The 18,172-nt window shown below is 60.3% G+C and carries 19 protein-coding genes and 1 pseudogene; 8 read left to right on the plus strand and 12 right to left on the minus strand.

Features of this window, described 5'->3' with window-relative positions; translation table 11 throughout:
* The first annotated feature begins 15 nt into the window (after positions 1 to 15).
* Positions 16 to 270 carry a hypothetical protein gene (locus KF708C_RS28015; RefSeq protein ID WP_059414463.1) on the plus strand — a complete coding sequence of 85 codons (255 nt, stop codon included), beginning with the start codon at positions 16 to 18 and terminating at the stop codon, positions 268 to 270.
* A gap of 174 nt (positions 271 to 444) precedes the next feature.
* On the plus strand, positions 445 to 1,338 hold the full coding sequence (locus KF708C_RS28020) for a DNA/RNA non-specific endonuclease (RefSeq protein ID WP_059414464.1): 894 nt from the start codon (positions 445 to 447) through the stop codon (positions 1,336 to 1,338).
* Between the two features lie 152 nt (positions 1,339 to 1,490).
* On the opposite strand, the gene KF708C_RS28025 is transcribed toward KF708C_RS28020, so the two are convergent.
* From KF708C_RS28025 to KF708C_RS28035, 4 genes are all read right to left on the minus strand, one after another.
* Entirely contained in the window at positions 1,491 to 2,285 is a 795-nt protein-coding gene (locus KF708C_RS28025; protein WP_231586616.1) for a hypothetical protein, read from the minus strand.
* A 113-nt stretch (positions 2,286 to 2,398) separates the two neighbouring features.
* Positions 2,399 to 2,686: an HU family DNA-binding protein gene (locus KF708C_RS28030; protein WP_059414466.1), complete on the minus strand. Its 288-nt coding sequence runs from the start codon at positions 2,684 to 2,686 to the stop codon at positions 2,399 to 2,401.
* Between the two features lie 112 nt (positions 2,687 to 2,798).
* Positions 2,799 to 3,152 (minus strand): hypothetical protein, encoded by a 354-nt coding sequence (locus KF708C_RS36105; protein WP_156174000.1) that lies wholly within the window; start codon positions 3,150 to 3,152, stop codon positions 2,799 to 2,801.
* Positions 3,152 to 4,306 carry an integrase domain-containing protein gene (locus KF708C_RS28035; RefSeq protein WP_059414468.1) on the minus strand — a complete coding sequence of 385 codons (1,155 nt, stop codon included), beginning with the start codon at positions 4,304 to 4,306 and terminating at the stop codon, positions 3,152 to 3,154. The genes KF708C_RS36105 and KF708C_RS28035 overlap by 1 nt, the downstream gene beginning before the upstream one ends.
* Before the next feature lie 1,124 nt (positions 4,307 to 5,430).
* Here KF708C_RS28035 and KF708C_RS28040 point away from each other — a divergent pair.
* Both KF708C_RS28040 and KF708C_RS28045 read left to right on the plus strand, forming a co-directional pair.
* On the plus strand, positions 5,431 to 6,435 hold the full coding sequence (locus KF708C_RS28040) for a PRTRC system protein D (RefSeq protein WP_059414470.1): 1,005 nt from the start codon (positions 5,431 to 5,433) through the stop codon (positions 6,433 to 6,435).
* Between the two features lie 9 nt (positions 6,436 to 6,444).
* Entirely contained in the window at positions 6,445 to 6,861 is a 417-nt protein-coding gene (locus KF708C_RS28045; RefSeq protein ID WP_059414473.1) for a hypothetical protein, read from the plus strand.
* A 262-nt stretch (positions 6,862 to 7,123) separates the two neighbouring features.
* On the opposite strand, the gene KF708C_RS28050 is transcribed toward KF708C_RS28045, so the two are convergent.
* From KF708C_RS28050 to KF708C_RS28075, 6 genes are all read right to left on the minus strand, one after another.
* The gene (locus tag KF708C_RS28050) at positions 7,124 to 7,333 is read right to left on the minus strand and encodes a hypothetical protein (protein WP_059414475.1); all 210 of its coding nucleotides are present in this window, start codon (positions 7,331 to 7,333) and stop codon (positions 7,124 to 7,126) included.
* 98 nt (positions 7,334 to 7,431) lie between these two features.
* Positions 7,432 to 8,505, minus strand: coding sequence for a primase-helicase zinc-binding domain-containing protein (locus KF708C_RS28055; RefSeq protein WP_059414477.1), 1,074 nt, complete (start codon positions 8,503 to 8,505; stop codon positions 7,432 to 7,434).
* A 219-nt stretch (positions 8,506 to 8,724) separates the two neighbouring features.
* Entirely contained in the window at positions 8,725 to 9,273 is a 549-nt protein-coding gene (locus KF708C_RS28060; protein ID WP_059414479.1) for a single-stranded DNA-binding protein, read from the minus strand.
* Between the two features lie 12 nt (positions 9,274 to 9,285).
* Positions 9,286 to 10,077, minus strand: a complete 792-nt coding sequence (locus tag KF708C_RS36110) for a hypothetical protein (protein ID WP_063923076.1) — start codon at positions 10,075 to 10,077, stop codon at positions 9,286 to 9,288.
* A 6-nt stretch (positions 10,078 to 10,083) separates the two neighbouring features.
* Complete coding sequence (locus KF708C_RS28070) at positions 10,084 to 10,512, minus strand: hypothetical protein (RefSeq protein ID WP_059414483.1); 429 nt, start codon at positions 10,510 to 10,512, stop codon at positions 10,084 to 10,086.
* Positions 10,513 to 10,613: 101 nt separating this feature from the next.
* On the minus strand, positions 10,614 to 10,919 hold the full coding sequence (locus KF708C_RS28075; protein WP_059414485.1) for a hypothetical protein: 306 nt from the start codon (positions 10,917 to 10,919) through the stop codon (positions 10,614 to 10,616).
* Positions 10,920 to 12,048: 1,129 nt separating this feature from the next.
* On the opposite strand from KF708C_RS28075, the gene iscB reads away from it, so the two are divergent.
* The 4 genes from iscB to KF708C_RS36115 are packed head-to-tail and all read left to right on the plus strand — an operon-like array spanning position 12,049 to position 16,205.
* Positions 12,049 to 13,461: an RNA-guided endonuclease IscB gene (gene iscB, locus KF708C_RS35070; RefSeq protein ID WP_082080005.1), complete on the plus strand. Its 1,413-nt coding sequence runs from the start codon at positions 12,049 to 12,051 to the stop codon at positions 13,459 to 13,461.
* Positions 13,458 to 14,615 (plus strand): hypothetical protein, encoded by a 1,158-nt coding sequence (locus KF708C_RS28080; protein WP_059414487.1) that lies wholly within the window; start codon positions 13,458 to 13,460, stop codon positions 14,613 to 14,615. Before iscB ends, KF708C_RS28080 begins: the two co-directional genes overlap by 4 nt.
* A 2-nt stretch (positions 14,616 to 14,617) precedes the next feature.
* Positions 14,618 to 15,811 carry a FlhC family transcriptional regulator gene (locus tag KF708C_RS35075; RefSeq protein WP_082080008.1) on the plus strand — a complete coding sequence of 398 codons (1,194 nt, stop codon included), beginning with the start codon at positions 14,618 to 14,620 and terminating at the stop codon, positions 15,809 to 15,811.
* A gap of 52 nt (positions 15,812 to 15,863) precedes the next feature.
* Positions 15,864 to 16,205: a hypothetical protein gene (locus tag KF708C_RS36115; RefSeq protein ID WP_156174001.1), complete on the plus strand. Its 342-nt coding sequence runs from the start codon at positions 15,864 to 15,866 to the stop codon at positions 16,203 to 16,205.
* A gap of 140 nt (positions 16,206 to 16,345) precedes the next feature.
* Here KF708C_RS36115 and KF708C_RS28085 read toward each other — a convergent pair.
* Positions 16,346 to 17,399, minus strand: a pseudogene (locus tag KF708C_RS28085) (DMT family transporter).
* Between the two features lie 50 nt (positions 17,400 to 17,449).
* Complete coding sequence (locus KF708C_RS36795; protein WP_231586617.1) at positions 17,450 to 17,740, minus strand: mechanosensitive ion channel family protein; 291 nt, start codon at positions 17,738 to 17,740, stop codon at positions 17,450 to 17,452.
* Positions 17,741 to 18,172 lie beyond the last annotated feature (432 nt).

The raw sequence follows: 18,172 nt of genomic DNA on the forward strand, positions 1-18,172 counted from the left end.
GACGCAAGATTCTTCATGATGAGCCACAAAGCCAACCCCTCCAACGAACACGAATATCCCGATCCGGAGACCGTTCTCGCCATCCGCGGTGCAATCAAGACCGGCATGTATGCCGGGCCGATGGGCGAAGACGGCCATTGGCTAAATGAATTCTGGCAGATCGGCCGTGCGCTTCGAGACCATGCGGACGCGCTGCAGGCATTCCAGATGGCCACACAGCGCGAGGTGCTCCGCACCACCGAGGGATATCTCGATCTGGCGCGGGAGTAGCCTGGGGATGGGGAACCGCGTGGGCGGCATTGACACCATTGCAGGTCTTCCCCACTCTCCGATCTGCCATCTAGAGCAGCCCGACCGCGACGACACCGCCCGGGCTGCTGCGCCCACCCCTTGACATCGGCTGGCATCGGGCAAGCTGGATTCACCTCCCTCGAAGGACTCTCCATGCGACGCAAATTTCTCCTCGCCGCCCTTCTCGCGCTGGCCGCAGCCACCGCCAGCGCCAAAGAGCCGACTCAGTCTGCCTGTGCCGGCTCGTTCGGCCTCGGGCGGCCTGTCATCGCGAAGCCGGCTGGCAAGGCCCACCTGCTCTGCTACCGGGCCTACGCTACACTGACCTCCGAACTGACCCGGACGCCTCTCTGGTCTGCCGAGTTCCTCACTCGCGATGCTGTCAACGCCGCGAGGGATGTTCCGCGCGACAGCGATTTCTTCGAAGAGGACGCCCTCCCCGCTGAGGCACGTGCCCGACTGGCCGACTACGGCCGTGGTGCCGGCTATGATCGCGGCCACATGGCGCCAAGCGGCGATTTTGCCGACAAGGCATCTCAAGCCGAGAGTTTCAGCTTGGCCAACGTCATCCCCCAGAACCCCACGAGCAACCGCCGAACCTGGAGTCACATCGAAACCTCTACGCGCAAGCTGGTGCGGCAAATCGGCGCCGCCTATGTGGTGACCGGCCCGGCGTTCATACGCAACGCCGGCATGCTTCGCGGCCGCATCCGAATCCCGGATTTTGTCTGGAAGGCGATCTACGTGCCTGGCAAGGGCGCCGCCGCCTACATCGTGCGCAACGACGAAACCCCTGCGTACAGCGAGGCCAGTATCGCGGAGCTCGCTCATCTCACCGGCGTCGACCCGTTCCCGTCCCTGCCACCTGGGCAGCGCGGAACAGCAATCGACCTGCCCCCACCGACACCTCATCCTGGCGAGAAGCCGGCACGCCGCGTCACGCTGGCGTGGCTGACATCGGCCGAAGCTGCAAAGGCGCAGTCGGCCTCGCATCTGGTGCAGAGCGCGGGCACGCTGCTGTCTCTCGCGCTTGCATACGCGCGTTAGCAGGCTCCGGCTCGGCAAACGGAGCAGGTCTACAGCTTCAGCCCACGAAGGAACATGTTCCGTCCAGAAAACGCGAAAGGTGCTGTCTGGACACCACCTTTCGACGTAGATCACGAGGAGAGCGGAGCCGCCACCGACGTCAGCGCCAGGCGTCAACGCAAAATCCAAGCGCCCACGACTGCATAGGCCAGCAAGGCAGGCATGGTACCCGCCAACGAGGCCAAGACGAAGCCGATTCGCGATGGCCGCCTGGTCGTGCGAGCCAAGGCACGCGCACGACGCCGGACCCCATCAACTGTGACCCGCACGGTATCCTCGGCAGTGCCAGCATCCCACGTCGCAAGCCACTGCATGTCAGAATTGTGGATCTCGCCGACGAAGATAGAGATTTCCTCCACGCCGATCGCCCTCGCCCGCTCCACGGCGAACTCGAGCATGAAGACGCTACGCAGTGGAATGTTCAGTTGCGGCTCGACCATCTGCATCCAGTGCCAGTCCCCATCGGGGAATGCCGGTGGCTCGGTGCGCCCGAGCCCTCTACGCCGCAAGCAGTTCTCCACCAGGTAGTCTCCTGGTGACAGGAAACCGGCGATCTGGCGCCGCTCGGTGGGGTGCAGCGCGTGAAACGCCATCGAGCCGCCGATATCCTGCAACCGGCGCACGCCATCGGCTCCGAAGCGGTCCGTCACCGTCTTTCTCTCGGCCCGCCTGGTGCGTTGCACGCGCCAAAGTCGAAGCGGCGAGATTGTGGCCTTCAGCTGCATGCGGAATGCGTCCGCAAGCGGAATCTCGGTCCAGTCGTCCATATCGACCTCAATACCACAGTACATCTGGATAAACCGCATCTCGCCGAAGATAAGGCCGGGCGCACTCGCGATGGCCCGCTCCACGTGGCCCTTGTACTCGAGATTCGTACCACCCGTCAGGCCATGGAGCACGCCGTACACGTGGCACCTTACCCCTTCATACTCGAGCTCGATCCGGTCTATCTCGGATGGGATGGCGGCAGCGCCCGATAGCAGCTCGGCTACTGTGCAATACGACGGGTCCCCGGCCGAGGTCACTGAGGCACCCCGTTCACAGCGTCCTTGAACCGCTGTCCGACCTTGAACTTGACGGTCTTCGCCGCCGGCACGGCGATCTCTTCGCCGGTCCGGGGATTTCGGGCGACGCGCGCCAGCCGATCACCCCTGCCGAGAGACCCGAAGCCGACCAGACTCACGGTGTCACCGCCTGCCACCGCGCCCATGATGGCGTTCAACGTCGCGTTGAGCGCTTCTTCAGCCTTTGCCTTCGACAAGCCATCCACGCCTCGCGCAATCGCGTCAACCAGTTCCGCTTTGTTCATTTATTTCTCCGTTTGCGCCGGGAATCGGCGACTAACCCACTATATCCACGCATATGCCCCGGGATGGCGTCAAAAAGTTGGCAGAAACGGCCAGCATTCGCGAGACATCTGTTTATTGCCCGTCCCACCAGCCTGACGCCTCGTCTTCCACGTGGATTCCCACACATGCAATCTGATCATTGGCACCTCGCCGAAAGCTGCGCTCGAACACAGCATGCGGCAGCCCGTCCAACAGCGATCGGTGAAAGAAGTTTGCACATGCAATGTCATCCTCCGCTCGGCTGCGTACCGCGCAAATCCGTCCATGCCGATACCCCTCGTCCCAGCAATAGCTCAGGATCGCCTGGAGGTCCACCATCGAGAGCGCTTCTTCGTGTTTGCGTCCCCACGCGAACGATCCAGTAGCATTCGTCGACACTCTGGGCGTAAGGTACAGGTCCGGATCCGGCATGACGATCAGTCCCATCAGCTTTCCCCTTGCCCGAGCAGCCTGTAGAGCTTGGTGCGGGAGATACCTAGGTCTCGGGCGGCCGCGGACCTGTTGCCATCACGGGCGACAATGGCGGCCTTCACTTCTGCCAGAGTCGGGTCCGGCCGCTTCGACGACATCTGCGTGGAGTATGTCGACAGGTACGCGTTCGCCTTCGTCGCCCGGCTATGCCCCGCCGCTTCAACCACCTTGCGCATGGCTTCCCGGTGCGCAGCGACATCGCGCACCTTGCCCGCCCCCTTCACGGCCGCAGGCTGACCGGCCTCACGGTGGTACATCTGCTGCAGGAACTGATGCCGCAGCCCGTGCGCGGTCACCCCATCACCATTCTTCGTAATCCCGTGCTTCTCGAGCACGGTATAGAAGCGCCGCCGCCATCTTGCCTGGGTGTAGCGAGCAGGGATTAGCGTGCCGCGCTCTGGATTCGTTGCTGCCGCGAGCTTCGCCGCCGCCGCCAGAACCTCGTACTGCCAGTCGAACTCGATCGCGACCCGTCGCGGCCTACCCCCCTTCGTGCCGTCATGCACGTGCAGCTGCCCTGACGGCAGAACATCGAACGCAGGTTTCAATCGCCAGCTCTCCTTCGCGCGCAGACCGAACGCCGCCTCGAGCTTCAGTTGCAGCGCAACGTGCGGATCGCTAACCTCGATCTGCGCGACTTTAGTGATCGCATCCACGCCGTTGCCCTCCCAGGAACGGTCCTCCTGCGCTACGTACCTCCGCACGTAACCCTCCGGCCGCTTGACGTACTCATCGATGCGGCCAACCACCTTCGGCTTCCCCATCCAGCTCATGAACGCGCGCAAATGCGTCAGACGAAGCTCGACCGTGCCGACATTGAGACTTCGCTCAAGTACCCAGTGTTGCACGAGCCAGGCGATGTGCTTCTGGCGGATGCTGTATGGCGATGTCACGGCCATGCGCCCCGCCGTGCGAAGCTCCACGAACATCGCCAACAGGGCCTGCACCCGCTGCCGCTGAGACATCTGCGACAGGGATCGACCGCTCACGCGCGTCCCGCTATGCGGTTGATGCAGGTGCGAAGTGGCCAATACCGCGAATTCGGCTTTGAAGCGCTCGGGAAGACTGTACTGCTCCAGCAGTGGGAGCAGGTTGATTGATTTGCTCATGGGGATCCTCTCATCAAAGCCCGATGCCAAATTGACCTTACCCGACTTGATGGCCGTGACAGCGAGTTTCTCTTTCGTCTGGCGAATCACGGCCCCGAACCGTGTCCGCCATCTTGGTGTACCGAGCCACCACGCCCAGCTAACCGGCCACCTGCCGGATGCCCCTACCTTCCTGTCCTTTAGCGATGCCAAACCGATCAGCCCTGAGCATGGAAGCAATGCGTCGTGACTGTCCGCTATGCGCGCAGGCTCTCGCCTGGCACGCCCCTGCGGCCATCCACCCGGCTGCATCTGCGATGCCGGGCGCATCCACGAGGATTCTTGTCCTCGCGCATGCGCCCGTCCGCGGTGGGTGATTCCTGTTGCGCCGTTCTGGTACCGGTAGCGCCTCCCGGGTCGATATTGCTCAGAAGCCCGCGTTCACCTTTCCGGTGCGCAGTCAGCTCCCCGCCCCAAAGCCGGATCATCCCCGCCGCAGTGTGTCGGGCTTCGTGATCCGCGCCCAGCCACCCGGCTGAAAGAGCGTTGTCTACTTGCGGAAGTTTCTCGGTACACCTGTCCGGTGTCCGGCTTCGGATTCGTCCGCACTTCGGTCTATTTTCACAAACAGACCGCTATCGGCTTGGTATCGCGGTGTCCGGTGTCCTCACTATCCGACACGGTCCACTTGATTTGATTGAAAAAAAAGCCGGTTCAGTTTCCGGCGTGAACATCTGGCGGTCGCCGGCCCAACTTGAGGGCCTCGCTTGCCTGAGTGTGCCGCGCAATGGCGGCGGGATCGATGCGTCGGGGACGCGATGGGTACGCACAGGATAAAGCACAACGTTCGACGATGGCAACGCTTGAGCCTGCGAAATCGCGAGCTTTTGCGGCCTTGACTTCGCCATTTCCCCGGTAGATTGGATTCAACGATGTGGCACTTGAGTGGGCGTCGTGGCACTTGGCAGGCCATAGAGGGCTAGTCACGATCCAACGCAGCGGATTTCGTGGCACTAGGTCCCATGATGGCCGCCCATGTGCCACGACGACGATCTACGTGGGGCATTCCCGGTCGCTGACGGCCGGCGAGACAGTTCCATACCCGCCATGTCTTTTTTCTCTTTTCAAATGTCTTGGAGCAAGAAATGAAAGTCGCAACAGTCGCTGTCGATGTCGGGTACGGTAATACGAAGTCCGCTTTTCCGCTGGGTTCGGACGTCGCCACGAGCATGTTTCCCTCTCTCGCACCTCTGTCCGCCACGTCTTCACTCACCCCGCACGGAGGTTCTGTGCTCCGGGCGCGTAACGTCGTGAAGGTGGAGGTCGACGGCGCCACCTACGAGGTAGGCCCGGAGGTCTCGCTCACTGCGGCCTACGGCAACACGGGCCGCGCGCTGTCGGAGGACTTCGTCACCACGGCAAACTATGCTGCGCTCCTGGCCGGCTCTCTGAACTACGCGAAGGCCTCGCAGATCGAGCGCCTTGTCCTCGGCCTGCCCGTGCACAATACTCAGAAGTACGCAGCCTTCCTCAAGGACCGCTTCACCGGAACGCACGATTTCGGCTGGGGCGCCATCCAGATTGCCAGCGTCCTTCCTCTTCCTCAGCCACTCGGGACGCTCGTGACGTTCATCCAACAAAGTGGCAATAAGTACGATCCCGACAATGCCTATCTGGTCATCGACGTCGGATACTTCACCACGGACTGGGTCGTCGCACGCGGCTACGCGATGGACGACACACGAAGCGGTGGTTTTCCGTGTGGGGCAGCTCGCGTCTATCAACAGGTGGCCAGCCTGATCTCTGCAGCCAAGGGCGAATCGATGGACAGCATCGAGCGGATCGATAAGGCGATCCGTGACGCCAAGCCGCTGCTCTTCTATGGCGAGGATCTGGATATCCGCGACTACCTCGCGGAGGCGATGGCTGTAACCCAGCAACCCATCAAGGAAGTTCAAACTCGTGTCGGTCGCTCGGAAGACATCCGCGCGATTATTCTGACGGGTGGTGGCGCGTCCCTGTATGCCCCGACTATCCGGGCGGCATTCCCTCGCAACACCATCCACGTGATGGATGCCCCCTGCTTCGCAAACGTCCGGGGCTTTTACACCATCGGTGCGGCTCGGCAGTCTGCACGATCCGCGGCGTAAGGTGAACACATGACGGAGAAATTGCAGATCACCGTCACGCTTTCAGCGGACGCTTGCCCCGATCTGATCAAGTATCTCAGACAGTTTACTAGCGCGCGCGAGCGTACGTTCGTGTTCAGGCTCTTGGCACAGCGCGGACTCGAGGTCATGGCTGGGGCAAGCCCCGTCACGCTCTTGCCAACTGCCCGTTTGATCAGCCAGTCGGCCAGACCCGAACCGAGCCCCGCCGGCGAGCGCGATGCCTTTCAGGTTAGCGCGCCACCACCCGCGCAGGCAGTGCCGGCGCATGACCTGGCGGGGTCGCAGCAAGCGCCACCGCTCGCCCCGTCTGGCGTCGACGAAGCCGCTGCTGACTTGTCGCCAGCATTGTCAATTGATGCCCTGGACCTCGGCGCACTCAATGACGCGATGGCCAGATTCGTCTAGTCGCGGCTTGACGAGTTGGCGCTTTATGGCATGCTAGACTGATCGAAAACAAGAATCTTGGAGCTACCGATGTTCGAATATTTGTCCACCAACCACGACATCAACGTCTTCGTCTTTACTACCCTTATCGGCTGGTGTGTGTGGGAGGCAGCCCTTGTCATCTACCGCGGCCTGCGGTCTCGCCGCCAACCCTAGGTCGCTCGTCTCCGAAACGAAAAAAAAGCCCGGCATCTGCCGGGCTTTGTCGTTACGGGTTGACCACTCAGTGCAAAATCGCACGGCGAACGGCATAGGAAAAAGCGGTATCGAAATTCGCTTCGGTGCGACGCAGTTCGGCTTCCCGATCAGCATGGCGCTGAAACACCTGGTAGGAGTCGGCTTCCGACTGGCACGCCTGCACCATGCCGGCCGGCGTGCTGCGCATCGCACGAATCTCCATGTGACCGACGAACACAACAAATCCCTTCAGCATTGCATTTCTCCTTCGAGAAACCTGCCGCAGGTGTCCGCCCCCGTGGGATGGACCCACGGGGCAGCGGTTGAGACATCGCCCTATCGGGCGGTCGAAAATCAGGCGGGCATGGTTGCCGGCGCCATCGTGCTCAGTTGCCGGCTGGTCTTCCACTCGTCGCAGAAGTCCGTGCCACGGAGCTTGGGACGATGAATGACCACCTTCAGGCCCCCCACGCGCAAGCGTTTCTCGAGCGCAAGTGCGTCGGCCATGCCCGGCGACTTTCCCGTCTTCGGATCGATCTGATCGAAGTCCGCGAAGATGTGCACGGTGTGTATGCCGAGACCTTCCGGCACGACGAACTGGCTCAGCAGAACTCGGTTCAAGCAATACCATGTCGGCACGCCGAAGAGCATGTGCGCGGCATATGCAGTCTCGAGGCCTTCTGCCACCCCGAGCACACCGTCACGCGGAGGCATCAGACGCACGGCGCCGCCCGCCAGGGGAAGCGCAGACACATCATTTCGCTTAGCGTCCAGGATCTCGCCGTCGGCCGTCATCACGGTCGCCTTCGCCGGAGTGACTGAGTCCAACGCAGTGCGGTGCACCGTGGCCATTCGACCATCAGGCAGCGTGAACTGCGCGACGATCGTTGGGAACTGGCCAATCAGTGTTCCTTCGTGCCAGTATTCCTGCGTTGACAACCGCAGAGCGATCGGGCGAGGCGCCCTCAGCCCCGGCACCCGCGATGCGAGATACTTCATCGCATGATCACCTTGCGCGAGCGGCTTCGCTTTGGTCCACTGGCGATCAATCCGCTTGCGCTTCGCCTCCGGTGTCATGCCACTCCTCTGGCGAGAAGCCAGCACCGGACGCGCCTGGGCAGGCATTGGCATGGCATTGCCAAGAAGCTGGGAAGCCAGCTCTTGGAACGTCAGGCGATTCACATTGCACACGAGCTGAATCCCGTCTCCAGCCATCGGAGATCCGTTATTGCACTTACGGCACACCCAATCGCCCCGGCCGTTCTTATTGTCGAACGTGAAGCGATCGTGGCCTCCGCACATGGGGCACGGACCAGGACGGCCTAGCCAGAAGCTGTCCGTCAGGACGGCTGCTGGCAAGTATTGCTGCAACAGGGCGTCCCATTGAGCGGGCGTCCAAGTCTTCAAGATGTCACTCAGTTTCTTCATGGGCTGCACTCCGATTGGAGAGGTTGGTCGATGCCTGAGACAGGCGAGGAAACGCTTGCTCAAACCACATCCCGGCGATGGCCAGAAGGTCGTTTCAGCATGGCGTGGGAGGCGAAGGAGAGATTGGCCGAGCGGCCGAGAAGAATGCACTGCTGCGCCGGGAAACCCGGCGCAGCAGTGATCAAGAAGTGAATCGTTAAGACCTAAGTCTGTTCCGGGCTAGAACGGAATATCGTCGTCCATGTCCTCGAAGCCATTCGACGGTGCCGGCTGCGGACGGCGCGCTGCGCCGCCGTCCTGCTGGCCACCGCCACCCTGGCCTCTGCCCTGGCCGCTGCCCTGGCCGCTGCCCTGGCCACTGCGCGAGCCGTAGCCGCCAACGCCCGATTGACGACTGCCGCCGTTGTCATCACCATCGCCTCCGCCCATACCCTGGCGCGAGCCGAGCATCTGCATTTGGTCTGCGATGATTTCGGTGCTGTACTTCTCTGCACCCGACTGGTCCGTCCACTTGCGTGTCCGGATGCGGCCCTCGATATATACCGACGAGCCTTTCTTCAGATACTGGCCCGCGATCTCCGCCAGCTTGCCGAAGAAGGCGATGCGGTGCCACTCGGTGGCTTCCTTCGTCTCGCCGCTCTGCTTGTCCTTGTAGCGGTCGGTGGTCGCCAGGCGAATGTTCGTCACGGCGTCGCCGCTGGGCATGTAACGGGTTTCGGGATCCGCTCCGAGGTTCCCAACGAGAATGACTTTGTTGATAGATGCCATGTTGATTCCTGGTTAATGAATTTTGTCGATGCGCCAGAGCCATTTGTCCCATAGCTTCTGATTGCCTTCGTTGTCGAGCAAGGGCTTGCCGGTACGTTCGTGGAACGCCGGCACCTTTACCTTTTCGAGCCGGGTCACCCTCACGTGGTCGCCAATCACGCATTTCGCTTCCGCGATGGCGTCCTTGAGACCCTCGCCTTGAAGCGTCACTTCGGCCGCGACACCGGTGTCGACCCGGATCGCGAACGAGGTGTAGAACTTGGGTGGGGTAACGCCACGTTTGGGGAATTTCATCTCGCCCCAAAACGCAAGCCGGCCAACGGTCGATGACCTGCTGCCAAGCACGGGCTGCGCTGCAGTAGCCTCGGAAAACTGTGGCTTCCCTGGCTGCCTCGCATCGTCGTCATGAGCGACCCGGGCGACTCGTTCTCTCACCCGCGTTGCCGGTGATGCCGGAGCAGGAGGCGTCGCGCCGGAAGACAAGGAGCGCACCTGAGAGAGCGTCTTGGCTATCGCCTGCTCCACCGTACAGCCGTGGAGGACCGCGTGCTTATTCCAGCGCGGCACCACTTCTGGCAAGAGCTTTTGTCCGAATCGGGTCTCCGTCACACGATGCTCGAAGGTTGCAACGAAATGCACGATGCTGTCTCCCTCATCACGAAACAGATGCGGGAGATCAGCTATCGTGATCTGGGTTTCGTTCGGGGCGCCCTGCCCGACTGCAGAATCGGTCGGCCTCTGGCCTTCCGGTGCGCCCCCAAGCAATTGAGCGCCCAGACGCTTTATCGCGTTCAGAAGGGCCATGATGTTTCAAAGGAGTGAGCCACAGCACATCCGGCGAACCTCATTGAGGTCTTGGCTGAGCAGGGCATTGTTCAGGATGACGTCTTGCATCATCTCGGGATCCACGCCGCTCACTGCGCAGACGTAGGCATAGGGCAACGCACCATCCCAGTATCCGAAGATCCAACCGAGCGTCATCGAGTAATCCCCGAGGTCGAGCGGCTTTCGCTTGATACGATCTCGAAGCATCTCCGCACAGTCAACTAGTGACTCCGGCGTGTTGTCGCCTCTGCGGCTATCGCACGCCAGGCTGATGAGTGCGTCGATCATTTGCTCTCGGACAGCCTCGCTCCATAGCGAAGGATCCGGGAGGGGATCAACCTTGGGAGGGGAAACAAGGATGGCGGTAGCTTCACCGAAGAAGTCCAACTGCCATCCCGACGGAGTTTGATCCATGAAGGTCTCCGATACGGGACCCGATCTACCCGCCTTGTCGGCGGGCATCGAATACCCGCGACAGGTGGGACTGCCGCCCCCAGGAAGGGGGCGGCGAGGAATCAAGAACGGCGGTCCGTTCCCGTTCTGCGAATCGACATCACGACGGCCGAGTGCTCGTACTGCTTTTCGGCCGACTCGACGACGGCCTGCGGCGGCTTGTCCCGCTTGGCGGGCTCGGGCGTGGACACCTTCGGCGCTGCCGGAGTCTTGCTCGCGAACGCGATGAAGCGGTGATACAGCCACGATGTGCCGACGATGGCCAGAAAGGCGCCGACGACGATTGATTGCGCGGCCAGGTACAGCACCATGCAGAACATGAACAGCTTGAACGGACGCTTGATCGCGTTGTTGGCGAAGGATTCCATGGCTTTCTCTCTAGAAAACGAAGCAGTTGGATTTCCTGGCTGAACTGCCAGGCGATTATTCGATGCTCGATGAGCAAGGAATCCTTCGAAGCGGGCACGACAACGCGCTTGCGGCATGCCGGAGCATTGCGCAAGAACGCTATGTGATCGGGAAATTGAATGGGCGAGAAGAGAGACTAAAACATTCGCCGAGGTCGATGCGTGAGCACGCAGATCAGAATCTACACCACTTCTAATGCGCGCGCAACGCCATCCCCTCACCCCCGCGGTCCTCATATTTGCCGCTGAAAGACGGCATAAATAGTGCCTCTTTCCGGGATCAACCCAAGATCATGATATTGGGAAATGGACGGTGCTGGCGGCTGAGAACGGTGCCGCTGCTCCGCGGCCCAGCAGCGGGTCCCAGCAACATCGCGACTTGTATATACATGACATCCCTCCTATGGGAGGTCTGTAGCCACGCTCCCTTCGCGTCGATAACTAGGTCCTTGAGGTGATCATTTGACGGCCACCTTCAAAAACTAGGTCGAACTAGCGAGCTTTCACAACTAATGACGATCGCGACCGGGACTAATCTCCCTCGGAGGCGTGCCAGCGCGCCGAGTTCTCGCCCATTGCCGCTGCCCTTGACATTGGACTCGAAGGGTTCCGAAACACGGATCTACACACCGACTGCAGGCCACCCTGTAGCACTTCGCCCCCTTATTGACGCATTCGGTGCGGATGACACCGATTCGCCAGCCCTTTCTTTGCCCTTGACTTTGCAAGGCCGGCTGTAGCCTTAAACGATTGGACGGGAAAGCGAAGTTCACCATCAACACATAGGAACAAGAAGCGTCAATAACCCCTCCCCGAAGGGAGGGGCTTGAGGGAGCAATCCTGAGAGCCCGAGATTGACCAGGGCAAGCGGTAACCAGCCCGCTACGTTGTGCAGAAGTGCGCAGACCCACCGCCGAATGCTTCCTCAGTTCGGCGCTCTGGAAGCGATGGCAGCAGACAAGCCACGGGTAGGCACGAAACGGGCTATCGCCGGGAGTCATCCCAATCTGCTGCACAACTTGCCCGAGGGGAGACCTTCCATGAGGAAGGCGTTACAAGGCCCGTAAGGGCACATACATAGGAGCCGATCATGTCGGTTTTTGTTCTGGACAAGCATGGCAAGCCGCTCATGCCATGCACCGAGAAGCGCGCTCGATTACTGCTTGAGCGTCGCCGGGCGCGCGTGCATCGCGTTGTGCCGGCCGTTATCCGTCTGGTTGACCGCACGGTCGATGACTGCGAGTTTCAGCCCCTGCGTATCAAGTTGGACCCAGGCAGCAAGATGACCGGGGGGGCGCTAGTGCGCGATACGGAGCTGGCTTGCTCCGTATCCGGGGAGATCCGACGTGGTGCGGCAGTGTTGAACCTGTTCGAACTCGTGCATCGTGGCCGTCAAATCAGCGAGTCCCTGACGGCTCGCCGTTCCATGCGCCGGCGTCGCCGCGGCGCGAACCTGCGTTATCGGGCTCCGCGCTTCCTGAATCGTACGCGCCCTGCTGGCTGGCTCGCGCCATCGCTCCAGCATCGCGTGGACACGACGATGGCATGGGTTCAGCGCATCCGCCGTTGGGCTCCCGTCAACGGCGTCTCGTCTGAGCTGGTGCGCTTTGACATGCAGGCAATGGAAAATCCGGAAATTTCTGGCGTCGAGTACCAACAGGGTACGCTCGCCGGTTACGAGGTGCGCGAATACCTGCTCAAAAAATGGGGGCGCACATGCATCTATTGCGACGCGACGGACCGCCCGCTTCAGATCGAGCACTTGACTGCGAGAGCAAAAGGCGGCACGAACCGCATCGGTAACCTTGGACTGGCTTGCGGCCCCTGCAACCAGGACAAGGGTGCAAATGACGTACGCGAGTACGTCGACGACCCGAAACGTCTGGCCCGCATACTTGCGGCCGCATCGCGTCCACTGAAGGATGCTGCCGCCGTCAATGCGACGCGTTGGGCGTTAGCTAACGCTCTGAAGTCGACGGGCTTGGCTGTCGAACTTGCCTCCGGCGGGCGGACGAAATATAACCGCGTGACCCTCGGCGTGCCGAAAACGCACGCGCTTGACGCAATGTGCGTCGGTGACGTTTGCGACGTGTCGGGTTGGCGGCGGCCGACCTTGCAGATCAAGGCCATGGGCCGCGGAAGCTATCAACGTACTCGGCTCACTGCGCACGGGTTCCCTCGCGGTTACCTGATGCGCAGGAAACAAGTCAAAGGGTTTCAAACGGGCGACCGGGTCTGCGCCAACGTCCCTTCCGGGAAGAAGGCTGGTGTTCATACCGGGCGGGTTGCAGTGCGCGCCAGCGGATCGTTCAACATCCAGACCGACGGCGCGGTAGTCCAAGGCATCAGCCACAAGTATTGCCGGATCATTCAACGTGGTGACGGCTACCACTATCAAACTAAAGATAGCTATTCACAAGGAGAGACGGGAGAAGGGCGTGCTAAGCACGCCGCGCTATCCATCCCCGTCCTGAAGGACGGGGTTTCCCGCGCATCCCGATGAGCAACAGCCATATCCTCGCACAGTCGGAGCCTCGCCGAGAAATCTCGATCCTCGAACTCACGCGGCTTCTGCTTGGTTCCGAGGTGGACTCCGCATCAATCGGCCGCATCGTTCATGCTGCCGAGCAGATTTCCCAGGCGCGAGATCGAATCCGTACCGAGTACATGATTATCGGGTCTCACCTGGCCGACATCCACCAGACGCTCTACATCGCCATAAACAAACGCCTCGATAACCCGACCAAAGCGCGGGCGCAGGCGAGTCGCCTGCTGAACGATTACGCCTCCCGAAGCCTGCAGATCAGCAAACACACCGCGATTCAATATCTCCAGGTGTACCAGCGATTCGTGAACAGCAACGAGGCGATCGAGTTTCTGAACCTGGGCGAACTCACGATCCTGAAACGATCCGACATCTCGGAGGAGGAGGTCCAGCTACTGGTCAATGCGAAGAAGCGCCACGAATCCTTCTCTCGCGACGAGATCCTCCCGTTCATCGAGAGGTATCGCGCAGCCTCTGATGAGGTCAACACGTTGATGGCGGCCTTGGAGAGCGCGAAGGAACAACTCTCCAACGGATTGGCACAGAAAACTGAACTCGAACTGGAGATCAAGTATTTGCGCGAGCGGGCGACCAGCGCCGACACCAAAGAGTCCGAGCACCGCGAAGCACTCGCCGCGGCACAGGCAGCGCTCGACTCTCAAAGTCACACGGTCCAGTCCCAACGCGTTTCTATCGATCGACTGAGGCTGGAAAAGGAAGGTGCCGAGAAGGCGATAGCCGAGATGCGAGTACGCGAAGTGGTACGCGAGGTCAAAGTCGAGGTGGTTCCATCGGGGTACAAGAGCGTATCTGACGCGATCGACACCGCGAGGCGTGAACTCGCCGAAACCGAGAACCAGCTCAACGTGAAAAAGCAGCAGCTCAATTCGATAGCGTCGGAGCTTCTTGACCGCGAAACAACTGCTGCCGAAAAGGGGCGCATCGAAATTCGGCTGGCCGGGCTGAAAGCAGACATCGACGAGGCCACCATGAAGGTTCGCTCGGCGACCGGTCTTGGCACCTTCAGCCGAGAACACCAGCCTCACATCGCGTCCATCCGCGACAGCATGCGCGCGCTGTCGGATGCCGTGCAGACAGCATTCGGAGATTGATCTTGAAACCTGCCGCACCCAACAACCCCCAACAGAGTGTTCCCACGTGGGTCTTGGACCGGGTCTTCTCTGCCAATTTTCGTCTCTCGTCGTATCTGCTGAACGCGATGACGGTCAATACAGGGCTCGCATCGGCGTTCGAGGTAGACCAGTCGCAACTTGCCCAGCTTCGAGACGACTTGTCCATATCGGCGCTCATCTTCAATAGTCCGTTTCTCGCCTACGCCCCCACACTATCCACGCCTGAGGATTGGCGATCTTTCATCGACGGCCGGACGCCCACCAAGACACTCGTCGATCTGCGCAAGAAGATGCCTGAACTGTCCATCGTCGATTCGATGCTTCTTGAACAGGCAAACCGCTCGTACGTCGGCGCCATGTACGACGTGCTCAACATGTCAGCGCTCGCGGCTCCGTTACTAGGCATCTCCAACGACCTGGCGGCGTACCTTCGCTCGGTGCCGCAACATGAGATTGATCTCGCGATCTCGGAAAGACGGGTGCCTCTATTTCAGTGGCGTATCCAGAACCGACTCTTTTGGTACGAGGCTGTTGCTGGAACGTTGACGCCGGAACTCGTTGCACACTACCTGATGGATACGTCCCCAACTCGCGCGGATCGAATGCCGCATTCGGGCGTATGGGGTCACTTTCAACTTCCGAGATTGGCCGTCGATGGGTATTGCGAAGCCTTCATCAAGCTCGGGTGTCGAGCCATGAGTGTGGCCACGTTGTTCAACGTTACGCCCAAGCGCACGCGGGACCTCTACACCCTACTGCACGGCGAGTCTTCGCCATCCGGGAAGCAACCTGATTCCGCGATTTGGTACCTCGATTCTGGCTCCAGGCGAGTCCAGTCGACGTTCCAAGTCTGGCTCTTCCGATGCGCCTTGGCATCCGATTTGAATATCCCCTCAGCCTTTCTAGCTGCGATGGATGTCAGCAACCGGATGTTCAGAGAAGATAGGCTTCCAACAGAACGCGCGCTCCACCTACTGCGTTCATTCGCCAGCAACAACGAGCTCGCCATCAAGACATGCCGGAGTTGCGGAACGCCATACCTTGCCTCGAATGCCGCCGCACGCATCGAACTGAGCAACTCGTTCCAATGCCCCTGCTGCACCGGGGTCCTGTCCTCACCAAATGCACCTAATCGAAAACGCCTTCGCGGACGGCCGCGGTTGAAGCGTGTCTAGCGGACGTTAGAATCATGCCCCTCACCGCCAATCGGCATACCTTGGAGGTTTAATGCTCACTGCCATCGCGATGTTCATATTGATCAACGGGCTGCCTGCATATATGGCTCGACGAATGGCTCGCCGCAAGGGCCGGAGCGAAATGTTCTGGTTCATCGCTGGCATTTTCGGTTCATGGTTTGTCGTCGGGATTCTGGCACTAATGCGGTCTTCCAGCACGCCCACGCTAGCCGAATACCTGGCAGCGAACCCGACCTGCAAAACGCCCACCGGCATTGCGTGCAAATTCTGCGGCTCGCGAAGTATTCGCTTGTGGCGCGACGAGTCGGGATATGCAATCCACCAACGACACTTCTGCAATCACTGCGGTGAGTTGCTGTATCGAAGCGGTTGAGCGGGGTGAGCCCAACGGAACGACAATACGATGCCCCTTGGGCGCGGCAAGCCTCGTCCTTCAGGGCGAAGAAGGATAGCGCGCAGGGTCAAGCCCTGAGCAGACATTCCGCCGGAATGTGAAGTGTCGTCCGCGATCCACTAGTGCGAATGCCGGTGGTGAACGTCAGGATAGTGGAGATGTTTATGCACCATTGGCTTGTGATAATGCCTATGCCGATGCGGATCTCTGCCGTCCCACGGAAAATCGTGCGTGTGGTGGTGATGCTCGTCATGCCGGTGCGAATGGCTATGATCAAGCGTCACATGCACGTGCTCGTGTTCGTGCCGCTCCCGCAAATGCAGCCAGATCCCGAGTGCCATCAAGACTGCGGCAGACCCGAACGTTACGCTTGGAGCCTCCGGCCAAATCAAGAACGAGATCAGCACCCCGAACAATGGGGCAACGGAAAAGTATGCTCCAGTTCGAGCGGAATCAAGAGCACGCAACCCCACTACGAAGAGCGCAAGACTAATACCATAGCCAGCGAATCCGACCAACATCGCACCGGCTAGGACAGTGGGCGGGGGCAACATCGCGTCCTGCCCCAAGGCCAACGCAGTATTGCAAAGTCCGGCGCCCACCTTTGATGCAAGCCAGCAAGTGCGCATCGTTGCTCGACACCTTGCGCGTCAGGTTGTTGTCCACCGCCCGGCACAAGCAGGCCCCGACGAGAAGTAATGCGCCCATCAACAACTGCAGGCTTCCCGACTGCCATGAGAGCATCAAGCTGCCCGCGACAATGGCGATCATGCCGAGCACGATCTGCCGGTTAGCGTTTTCCTTGAACACGACCCAGGCAATCAACGCCGTCAAAACCCCCTCCATGTTCAGGAGGAGCGACGCCGAGGCGGCAGCGGTTGAAACGAGCCCCGTCATCAAAAGCGCTGGGCCGGCGATGCCACCGGCCAGAATGGTGCCCAATAGCCAGCCCCAATCAGCCTTGGGTATGCCGATCTTTTCACTCGGCGAACTAGACGAACGCCACAGCCGTCGAGCTACGACCACCAGCGCCAGGCCAACGCCACTACCAAGGTACAAAAAGCCTGCAAGTAGGAGCGGTGAAATTGCTCCTGTCAGGGCTTTGGCGACGGGTGTACTGGCACCGAAGAGGAGTGCCGCTAGTAGTGCTGGGGATGCGGTGCGCAGGGACATTGCAGGAGGAACTCAAACGCTAGTGGGCAGAGTGGAGTGATCGTCCGACGCTACTTCCATCGGCGAAGAACATGCTGAAAGACAAGGCTATTCGGTAGCCGTAGCACGATCTCTTGGCCGTCGTACGTCGCTTCCAGCAACGTCGTATAAACTAGGTTGATATTCACTACCCGTCCTTTTATCCCCGGCTTTTCCCCATTCTCCAGCAGCTCAACTGTTTCCCCGATGCGGAAAGCCCGGGTAAAGTAGATAAGCAGCGCACAGAACAAGTTCGTCAGCACGCTCCATGCAGCGAAGAACGCGACCGCACCCACGGTCGCGAAGCCCGTGATGCCGTCCATAGCACGGCCCCAGATACGCCCAAACGCTCCAGGGCCCAGAGGGTGACCGCCACATAGACGATAGTCGCGACAACACGCAATGAAAGCGCGGTAACCTTGGCCGATAGTGAGTACGTGTTAGTCAGCTTGCGAAGTGACCGACTTGCGATTCGCATCGCTAGCCGTGCAACCGCGCCTATCAGAACCACCTCAACTGCCGGAATCAGGATATCGAACCAATCTGCCATCCATTGCGGAATGGTTATCGTGTATAGCTTGAAGAAGTCTGTTCATGAGAAGCGTTACCACGTCCATCTCCGATGGAGTCAAGTTCCACCGTTCGAACTGAATTTGCATCAACAGCAGGAAATTCCGCATGAGCTAGACGGCTGCTTCGTCTTGCCAGATCATCGCCCGCTGTCGAGCCTTCAGACTGGTAGCAACGACGCCCAG

Source organism: Cupriavidus basilensis (assembly GCF_000876015.1).
GTDB classification, from domain to species: domain Bacteria; phylum Pseudomonadota; class Gammaproteobacteria; order Burkholderiales; family Burkholderiaceae; genus Cupriavidus; species Cupriavidus basilensis_B.